This is a genomic window from Sphingomonas sp. PP-CC-3A-396 (genome assembly GCF_004343105.1).
Classification (GTDB): Bacteria; Pseudomonadota; Alphaproteobacteria; order Sphingomonadales; family Sphingomonadaceae; genus Sphingomonas.
The window spans coordinates 529,751-539,331 of the sequence record NZ_SLYF01000003.1 but is presented as its reverse complement, the minus strand read 5'-3'; the positions used below and the strand labels follow the sequence as shown (position 1 = coordinate 539,331).

6 protein-coding genes and 1 pseudogene are annotated in these 9,581 nt (G+C 65.3%); 6 read left to right on the top strand and 1 reads right to left on the bottom strand.

Going from position 1 to position 9,581, the window contains the following annotated elements; translation table 11 throughout:
* Positions 1-36 precede the first annotated feature (36 nt).
* The 6 genes and pseudogenes from C8J40_RS08465 (at position 37) to C8J40_RS08440 (ending at position 8,991) form a co-directional block, all read left to right on the top strand.
* Positions 37-963 carry a Gfo/Idh/MocA family oxidoreductase gene (locus C8J40_RS08465; protein ID WP_132896621.1) on the top strand — a complete coding sequence of 309 codons (927 nt, stop codon included), beginning with the start codon at positions 37-39 and terminating at the stop codon, positions 961-963.
* Positions 964-970: 7 nt separating this feature from the next.
* Positions 971-2,545 (top strand): alpha-L-arabinofuranosidase C-terminal domain-containing protein, encoded by a 1,575-nt coding sequence (locus C8J40_RS08460; RefSeq protein WP_132896620.1) that lies wholly within the window; start codon positions 971-973, stop codon positions 2,543-2,545.
* A gap of 51 nt (positions 2,546-2,596) precedes the next feature.
* Positions 2,597-3,640, top strand: coding sequence for an arabinan endo-1,5-alpha-L-arabinosidase (locus C8J40_RS08455; RefSeq protein WP_132896619.1), 1,044 nt, complete (start codon positions 2,597-2,599; stop codon positions 3,638-3,640).
* Positions 3,637-4,671, top strand: a pseudogene (locus C8J40_RS08450) (glycoside hydrolase family 43 protein); the annotation flags it as partial. The gene C8J40_RS08455 and the pseudogene C8J40_RS08450, both read left to right, overlap by 4 nt.
* A gap of 2 nt (positions 4,672-4,673) precedes the next feature.
* On the top strand, positions 4,674-6,017 hold the full coding sequence (locus C8J40_RS08445; protein WP_132896617.1) for a glycoside hydrolase family 27 protein: 1,344 nt from the start codon (positions 4,674-4,676) through the stop codon (positions 6,015-6,017).
* A 112-nt stretch (positions 6,018-6,129) separates the two neighbouring features.
* Positions 6,130-8,991 carry a TonB-dependent receptor gene (locus C8J40_RS08440; protein WP_132896616.1) on the top strand — a complete coding sequence of 954 codons (2,862 nt, stop codon included), beginning with the start codon at positions 6,130-6,132 and terminating at the stop codon, positions 8,989-8,991.
* Between the two features lie 92 nt (positions 8,992-9,083).
* On the opposite strand, the gene C8J40_RS20225 is transcribed toward C8J40_RS08440, so the two are convergent.
* A complete protein-coding gene (locus tag C8J40_RS20225; protein ID WP_165911389.1) occupies positions 9,084-9,365 on the bottom strand; it encodes a hypothetical protein in 282 nt (93 codons plus the stop codon).
* Positions 9,366-9,581 lie beyond the last annotated feature (216 nt).

Genomic DNA, 9,581 nt, shown 5'->3' with positions numbered 1-9,581 from the left:
CGAACCGCAGCCCGTCGTCGTGAAGGCACTCTGAGCATGGCCGCTATCAGAATCGCGGTCGTCGGCATGGGCAAGATTGCCCGCGACCAGCATCTGCCGTCGATCGCCGGCAACGCCGACTTCGAGTTCGTCGCCAGCGTCAGCCCGCGCGATCCGGGCGTCGAGGGCGTCGCCAACTTCACGTCGCTGGAGTCGCTGCTCGTCGACGGTCCGCCGATCGACGCGATCGCGCTCTGCACCCCGCCGCAGGTGCGCTACGAGTTGGCCGCGATGGCGCTCGCCAAGCGCGTGCATGTCTTCCTCGAAAAGCCGCCCGGCGCGACGCTGGCCGAGGTCGATGCGCTCGAAGCCCAGGCTGCCGAGACGGACGCGACGTTGTTCGCGGGCTGGCATTCGCGGTTTGCAGCAGGCGTCGCGCCGGCCAAGGCGTGGCTCGCCGACCGGCAGATCCAGCGCGTGTCGATCGTCTGGCGCGAGGACGTTCGCGTCTGGCATCCGGGGCAGGCGTGGATCTGGGAGCCGGGTGGTCTTGGCGTGTTCGATCCGGGCATCAACGCGCTGTCGATCGCGACCGAGATCCTACCGCAGCCGTTCTTCCTGACCGCGGCGACGCTGTCGACGCCCGCCAACCGCGCCGCGCCGATCGCCGCCGACCTGACCTTCCGCAGTGCCTCGGGCACGCCGATCACGATGGATCTCGATTGGCGCCAGACCGGCCCGCAGAGCTGGGACATCACCGTCGAGACCGATGCCGGCACGCTCAGCCTCGCCAAGGGGGGCGCGGTGCTCACCCTGCCGAGCGGTACGGTCCACAATGACGACGAGGAATATCCCGGCCTCTACACCCGCTTCGCTTCGCTGATCCGCGGTGGCCGAAGCGAAGTCGACACGACCCCGTTCACCCTCGTCGCCGACGCATTCCTGCGCGGCACCCGCAATTCCGTGGAGGCTTTCGATGATTGAGGTAAAAATGACCCGGACTCTCAAGGGCCTCGCCGCCGCGCTCCTGCTGTCGACCGCCGGCATCGGCACTGCGCAGACCGACGCACCCGCCACCGCGCCCAGTTCGACCGGGGCAACCGTTACGGTCCACGCCGACACGCCCGGCCCGACCTATGATCGCCGCATCTTCACGCAGTTCGCGGAGCATCTCGGCACCGGCATCTACGGGGGGCTGTGGGTCGGCGAAAAGTCGAAGATCCCCAACGTCCGCGGTTTCCGCACCGATGTCGTCACCGCGCTGCGCGGAATCGGCGTGCCGGTCGTGCGCTGGCCGGGCGGCTGCTTCGCCGATGAATATCACTGGCGCGAGGGGATCGGTCCCAAGGCCAAGCGCCCGGTCAAGATCAACACGCATTGGGGCGGCGTGACCGAGCCCAATACGGTCGGCACGCACGAATTCATGGACCTCGCCGGACAGCTCGGCGCGGAGCCGTATATCGCTGGCAACGTCGGCAACGGCACGCCGCAGGAAATGGCGGAGTGGGTCGAATATATGACCTCGCCTGCCGGTACTCTGGCGGACGAGCGCGCCAAGAACGGCCACAAGGCGCCCTGGGCCGTCCCGTATTTCGGCGTCGGCAACGAGCTGTGGGGCTGTGGCGGCAACATGCGCGCGGAATATGCCGCTGACGTGACGCGGCGCTACGCCACCTTCATCAAGGCGCCCAAGGACACGCGCGTGATGAAGATCGCGAGCGGCGCCAACGTCGACGACTATAACTGGACCGAGACGATGGCGCGCGAGCTGGTCGGCAAGGTCGATGCGCTGTCGCTGCATTACTATACGATCCCCGGCGGCTGGCCACCGCGTGCGTCCGCGACCGTGTTCGACGAGCGCGGCTGGGCCGAGACGCTGTCCGAGACGCTCAGGATGGACGAGCTGATCACCAAGCATTCGGCGATCATGGACAAGGTCGATCCGAAGAAGACGATGTGGCTCGCGGTCGACGAATGGGGCACGTGGTATGCCGGCGATCCGGGCACGAACCCCGGCTTCCTGCGCCAGCAGAACACGCTGCGTGACGCACTGGTCACCGCGATCAACCTCAACGTCTTCGCCAAGCATGCCGACCGCGTGAAGATGACCGCGATCGCGCAGATGGTGAACGTGCTGCAGGCGATGATCCTGACCGACGGCAGCAAGATGGTGCTGACGCCGACCTATCACGTGTTCGCGATGTACAAGCCGTACATGGACGGCACGGTCTTGCCGATCGACATCAAGTCGCCCTGGTACAACAAGGACCAGTGGACGATGCCGTCGGTCAGCGCGTCGGCCGTGCGCGGCAAGGACGGCGTGGTGCGGATCGCGCTCTCGAACCTCGATCCGAACAAGCCAACGAGTGTGTCGGCTGCGCTGACGGGCGTGACCGCGCAAACCGTCACCGGGCAGGTGCTGACCGCGCCGACGATGACCGCGCTCAACACTTTCGAGGCACCCAATGCGGTCGCGCCGACGGCGTTCAACGGCGCGCGGCTGAGCGGCGGCACTCTGTCTGTGACGCTGCCGCCGATGTCGGTGGTGATGCTCGAACTGAAATGATCGTGACGCCCGCCGGACCAACCGGCGGGCGCACCTACCGGGAGAGAGACGATGGCCGCACCAAGATGGGCGACCGGACTGATCGCGCTGACGCTGGCCAGTAGCGTGGTGGCGCAAACCGCGGATACCCCCCGTGCACGCGGGGGCCTCAACGCTAGCCTGACGGGCGACATCGCGCCGGTCCACGACCCGGTGATGATCCGCGCGGGCAATATCTATTACGTCTATGGCACCGGGCTCGACGGCCAGATGTTGAGCGCGCGCACGTCCCCCGATCTGGTCCACTGGACCGCGGGTATGCCGCCGTTCGCAAGCCTGCCGGACTGGGCGACCAAGGCGGTGCCGGGCACCAAGGGGATGTGGGCGCCCGACATTTCGCGCAGCGCAGACGGGCGCTACCGGCTCTATTATTCGGTCTCGACGTTCGGCTCGAACCGCTCGGCGATCGGGCTGGCGACCAGCCCGACGCTTGATCCCAAGGCGCCCGGCTATGGCTGGCGCGACGAGGGGCTGGTGGTGATGTCGACGCCCAAGGACGATTTCAACGCGATCGACCCCAACCACGTCGTCGATGCGCAGGGCCGCGAGTGGCTGTCGCTCGGCAGCTTCTGGACCGGCCTAAAGCTGTTCGCGCTGAACCCCAAGACCGGCAAGCTGCTCGACCCCGCGGAGAAGCCCCACGCGATCGCGCGACGTCCCGCACCCGCTGGCGGACCCGCGCCAGTCGAGGCGCCGTTCGTCATCGGCCATGGCGGCTATTACTGGCTGCTGGCGAGCTACGACTATTGCTGCAAGGGCGTGAACAGCACCTATTACACCGTCGTCGGCCGATCGAAGGCGATCACCGGGCCGTATCTTGGCAAGGACGGCAGCGCGATGATGCAGGGCGGGGGGACGATCTTCCTGCGCGCCGACCTTCAGGAAAAACAGCGCTATCGCGGCCCCGGCCACCCCGGCGTGATGCACGACACCGACGGCAAGGATTATGTCGTCTACCACGCCTATGATTCCCAGACCAAAGGCACCCCGACGTTGCGCATCGCACCGATCGCCTGGGGTGCGGATGGCTGGCCAGTTGCGGAGAACCGACCATGACCATGGATTTCACACGACGGCTGTTCCTGGCCGGTGCTGGTGCTGCGACGGCTAGCGGTGCGCTTGCACGGGTCGCGGCCAAGGCGCCGGTGCCGGTCAACCCACTGGTCCGACAGCGTGCCGATGCGCAGGTCTTCCTGCACACCGACGGCTATTATTACATGACCGGCTCGGTGCCCGAATACGACCGGCTCGTGCTGCGCCGCTCGCGCACGCTGGCAGGGCTGTCGACCGCCAATGAGCGCGTGTTGTGGCGGCACGAGAAGACCGGGCCAATGTCCGGCTTTCTCTGGGCGCCCGAACTGCACCTGATCGACGGGCGCTGGATCATGTATTTCGCGGCAGGCCCCAGCGGCGGCGGCGAGGACGTGTTCCGCATCCGCACCTTCGCGGTGGTCTGCGACGGACCCGACGCAATGACCGGTACCTGGACCGTGCTGGGGCAATTGACGACGCCGTGGGACAGCTTCACGCTCGACTCCACCAGCTTCGTCCACCGCGGCACGCGCTATCTCGCCTGGGCCCAGCGCGAGCCGGGGATCGAGACCAATAGCAACCTCTATCTGGCACCGCTCGCCACCCCGCTGACGCTGGCGGCGAAGCCCGCGCGGTTGGCGGTACCGACGCTCGATTGGGAGATCCGCGGGTTCAAGGTCGCCGAGGCGCCTGCGCTGCTGGCGCGCAACGGCAAGCTGTTCATGACCTATTCGGCGAGTGCGACCGACGCGCGCTACTGCTTGGGTATGCTGACTGCGCGTGACGATGCCGACATCATGGATCCGTCGGCCTGGACGAAATCGCCGCAGCCGGTGTTCAAGTCGTCGCCCGCGCACAAGGTCTTCGGGCCGGGCCACAACAGCTTCACCGTCGACGAGCGCGGCCGCGACATCCTGGTCTATCACGCGCGCGACTATGAGGCGATCAAGGGCGACCCGCTGTTCGATCCCAACCGCCACACCCGCGTCCAGAGGTTCACGTACAAGCCCGACGGCACACCCGATTTCGGCGAACCGGTTGCCAACGGCCCGTTGCGGTGAGCGGCCTTGATCGCCGGACGTTCCTCGCCGCGGGAGCCGCAGCGGTACCTGCGGCCGCGATAGGCGCTGGCGCGAGTGCTGGCTCGAAGCTCTTGGCGCTGACGCCGCCGATGGGCTGGAACAGCTGGAACAGCTTCGCGACGACGATCACCGAGGCGCAGGCGATCGAGACCGCGATGATCATGACCGAGAAGCTGCTGCCGTCGGGCTATGATATCTTCACCGTCGATATCCAGTGGTACGAGCCGGGGGCGCAGAGTTACACCTACGCGGCCAAGCCCACGCCGGCGATGGACGGGTACGGCCGATTGCTCCCCGCGCCGAACCGGTTCCCGTCGAGCGCCGGCGGCAAGGGCTTCCGCCCGCTCGCCGACCGGGTGCACGCGCTCGGCCTTCGGTTCGGCATCCACCTGATGCGCGGTATTCCGCGGCTGGCGGTGGAGCGAAACCTGCCCGTGTTCGGCACGAAATACCGCGCGCGCGACATCGCCGACACCGCCAGCATCTGTGCCTGGAACCCGGACATGTACGGCGTCGACATGCGCAAGCCCGGCGCGCAGGCCTATTACGACAGCGTGTTCGCGCTCTACGCATCCTGGGGCGTCGACCTGGTCAAGATGGACGACATGAGTCGCCCGTACGACGCGCATGCCCCCGAGATCGAAGCTGCACACGCCGCGATCGTCGCGACCAGGCGACCGATCATCCTGAGCCTGTCGCCCGGCGAAACGCCGGTATCCCGCGCGGATCACGTCCGCCGCTTTGCGCAGATGTGGCGGATCAGCGACGATTTCTGGGACGAATGGCCGCTGCTCGAAGCGCAGTTCACCCGGCTGGAGAACTGGAACGCGTGGCGTCGGCCAGGTGCGTGGCCCGATGCGGACATGCTGCCGCTGGGGCGATTGGCACTCGGCGCGCGCGATACGAAGTTCACCCCCGACGAACAGCGAACGCTGATGACGCTGTGGTCGATCGCGCGCTCGCCACTGATCATGGGCGGCGACCTCCGCCATCTCGACCGCTCGACGCTCGACCTTCTCACCAACCCCGAAGTCATCGCGGTCAACCAGGCGAGCTACGACAACCAGCCGCACTTCGTCGAAGATGGCGTTCGGATGTGGTCGGCCCGTATGCCGCGCTCGAACGATCGTTATCTCGCGCTGTTCAACACAGACAAAACGACGAAGCGCGTGCAGGTTAGGCTCGATATGATCGGGCTGAAGGGACACGTCGGGGTCCGCGACCTATGGGCCCGTCATGATCTGGCAACGGCCTCGGGCATCCTGACGCAGGATGTGCCATCGCATGGTGCCGCGCTGTATCGGCTCAGGTCCGGCTGATACGGTCGGCGCGTAAATTAGCTCTTGCATTGGGGCTCATCTACTTTTAGCGAATGTCGGAGTAATAACGAGCCGATAACAAGGCCGACCGGACGCGTTAGGGAGAGGCCGCATGGCGATAAAACCGTTAATTCTGTGTTCCGCATCGATCGTAGCGCTTACGCTCGGCACCCCGGCCTCCGCGCAGGCCGTCGCTACCACGCCGCAGGATCGCACCGACGTCCCGGCGACCGGAACGCCCGCTCGAACCGATGCCGCCACGACCCAGGACGTCCCGACAGCGGATCAGACCGACCAGGACATCGTCGTCACCGGCGTCCGCGCCTCGATCGTCGGCGCGCTGAACGTCCGCAAGGCCGCGACCCAGATCGTCGACTCGATCGTCTCCGAAGACGTCGGCAAGCTGCCCGACAACAACGTCGTCGAGGCGCTCCAGCGCGTTACTGGCGTCCAGGTGACCAACCGCACCGGCGGCGAAGCGGCGGCGATCTCGATTCGCGGGCTTCCCGATGCGCTGACCACGCTCAACGGTCGCAACATCTTCACCGCGGCGGGGCAGGCGTTCGCGTTGCAGGATATTTCCGCCAACCTCGTCAAGCAGGTCGACGTCTACAAGACGCGCGCTGCGGAGCAGATCGAGACGGGTCTCGCCGGCCAGATCGACGTCGCCACGCGTCGTCCGTTCGATTTCGATGGCTTCGCAATCTCTGGCCTCGCGCGCGGCATCTACAACGAGCAGGCCGACACTTATAATCCGAACGTCGCGCTGCTGGTTAGCGATCGCTGGGAGACCGGGATCGGCGATATCGGTATCCTGGTAAACGGCAGCTATACGCGCACCAAATACCGCGACCAGACGATCACGGCGGGCGCACTGGTGCCGTTCGCGACCGAAACCCCGCCGGCCGGGTCCGGCCTCGCACCGCTGGAGCGCATCTTCCCGGGTGCGAACAACGAGAATTGGACACCTGGCCTCGACCGCGGGCTTGCGACCGCGCCGGGCTCGACGCTCAACATCAACGGCGTACAGACGCCGTATTACCTCTCGCGCGATGCGATCTTCAGCTCGGATCTGTACGGCAAGCGCGAGCGGCCCTCGGCGAACATCGCTCTGCAATGGGCGCCCAACAGCAGCTCGGTCTACACCGCCGAAGTGTTCTATGCGGGCTTCCGCGGTGAGACGTTCAACAGCCTCCAGTTCAGCTTCGTCGACTTCTGGGCCAACCCGCAGCCGGTCGGGCTCTACGACGGTACCAACATCGTCAAGACCCGCTCCGCCAACAGCGTCTACGGCTTCAATAGCGGCGACTACAACCAGTCGAAGACCGACAGCTTCGTCTATGCGCTTAACGGCAAATGGGACGTTGGCTCGCACGGCAAGATCATCGGCGACGTCGCCTATCAGACCAGCAAGGTGACGAGTTCGTTCACCGCGATGCGGACCGAGCGCACCGCCAACCAGATCAACGTCGACTTCAACGCCGGCGGTGGCATTCCGTCGTATCATTTTGACAACGACGCCCTCCTGACCGACCCGGCGCAGTGGAACATCGCCCAATTTTACGATAACGCAAACCGCGACAAGGGCAGCGCGCTGACCGGCACGCTCGACGGCTATTACGGCTGGGATGAAGGTTTCCTTCGCCAGGTCAAGGCGGGCTTCCGCTACGACAACCGCAAGGCCTCGACGTCGGTGCGGACTCAGGATGCAGGCGGTCTGGGGCGCAGTCTCTCGACGCTGCCGTCGGAAGCGCTGTTCACCAATTCCGACTTCTTCGACGGCAAGAGCGATTCCCCGAGCAGTTGGGTGCTGCCGAGCGGCTATTGGCTGCACGACAACGCCGACACAGTGCGCGGTCTATATGGGCTCAAGACGTCCGATCAGCTGTCGCTGCAACGCGTGTTCGATATCGATGAGACCACGCTCGCCGCCTATATCCAGGCCGACGGCGAAGTCTCGATCTTCGGGCGGCCGCTGAAGCTTCAGGCCGGCGTGCGGCACATCACGGTCGATACGGACTATAATTTCTTCGATCGCTACAACAACGGCGCGCAGACCTTCGTGTCGACCGGATCGCAGCGGTGGTTGCCAAGCTTCACCGCGCGCTACGAATTGACCGACAAGCTGCGCGTGCGGTTCAACTACGGCCAGACGCTGCGCCGGCCGAACTTCACCGACATCAACCCGAACTTCAACCTGGTCGGCGATCTGACCAATGTCGGCTATGGCAGCGGCACCGCCGGCACCGCGACGCTGAAGCCGACTCATTCGAAGAATTACGACGTCGCAGTCGAGTGGTATTTCGATCGCAACAGCGCGATTTTCGTGACCGGGTTCCGTCGCGAGGTCGACGGGCTGGTCGTGCCGCTGACGGTCCGCGAGACCATCCTGAACAACGGGATCGTCGCCGGCGCCACGAACTCGTTCGCGATCACGCGGCCGGTCAACGCTTCGAACGGCGTGCTCAAGGGCGTCGAACTCGGCCTGACCTATTTCCCGGATTATCTGCCTAGCGTGCTGAAGGGGCTGGGTTTCCAGGGCAGCCTGACCGTACTCGATTCGAAGCAGAACATCCCGCTGTCGGATGCCGCCGGTAACATCACGGGGCAGGCGTCGTCGCCGTTCTTCGGGGTGTCGGACCTGTCGTACAATGCGACCTTGGCGTATGATCGCGGGCCGGTCGGGGCGCGTTTGTCGTACATCTGGCGCAAGGCGTTCCTCGCCAACAACGAAGCGCGGCTGTTCGCCAATCCGATCGGCGTCTGGCGCAATCCGGAGAAGAGCCTCGATCTCCAGCTGACCTTGAACGCGACCGATCGTCTCGGCTTCACCTTCGACGCGGTGAACCTCCTCAAGGCGAAGCAGCAGACCTATTACAAGTTCGAGGATGTCGGCGGCCCCGACCGCTTCAACCTGGGGACGACGCTGCTCAGCCGTACGTTCGCGGTAGGGGCACGCTATACGTTCAAATGATGATGGCGGGCGGCGGCGATAAAACCGCTGCCGTCCATTCGAAGGAGAAGGGGATATGATCGGTCGCCTGATCGTCAGGCCGATCTTCCGTCTCACTTTAGTGTTGGGGTTCCATGCGCCATCGGTGGCGGCGTCTCCTGCTGCGGCGTTATCCGCCATCGGCTATCCGTGACACGCACCGCATCGCCCGCGCGCGGTTCGCCAACGATGCGCCCTGATATGAAAACCGCATCCCGTTCTTCGAATCTGCCGATCCGAAGCTCGATGCGGTCTATCATCATCGTTGGTCGCTGAACCGCGCGCATCAGCGCGATCTGGGGGCGGACGGGTATATCTTGGCCGAGTTCATCGACGACGTCGGCCGGCAGCGTCAACCCTATGCCAGCCTGAACGTTGCGCCAACGCTTCGTGCCCGTGACTTGGCTCGGTTTGGTCTGCCACGGATCCTGGTTTTCGGTGCCGCACTACTGCCAGTTGGAGTTACACCGTTCGTGCCGCCTTCACCCATCACCCCGCCTCTGGTGGCTGGTCTCGGTTCGCTGACCATGGTTTCGGGACGGGCTTCCCGAGCACTGCAGCGATCGTGCTCA

Excerpts from the sequence above, each read along its gene's own strand:
- C8J40_RS08465 (WP_132896621.1), top strand. The coding sequence starts at position 37 with ATGGCCGCTATCAGAATCGCGGTCGTCGGCATGGGCAAGATTGCCCGC.
- C8J40_RS08460 (WP_132896620.1), top strand. The coding sequence starts at position 971 with ATGACCCGGACTCTCAAGGGCCTCGCCGCCGCGCTCCTGCTGTCGACC.
- C8J40_RS08455 (WP_132896619.1), top strand. The coding sequence starts at position 2,597 with ATGGCCGCACCAAGATGGGCGACCGGACTGATCGCGCTGACGCTGGCC.
- C8J40_RS08440 (WP_132896616.1), top strand. The coding sequence starts at position 6,130 with ATGGCGATAAAACCGTTAATTCTGTGTTCCGCATCGATCGTAGCGCTT.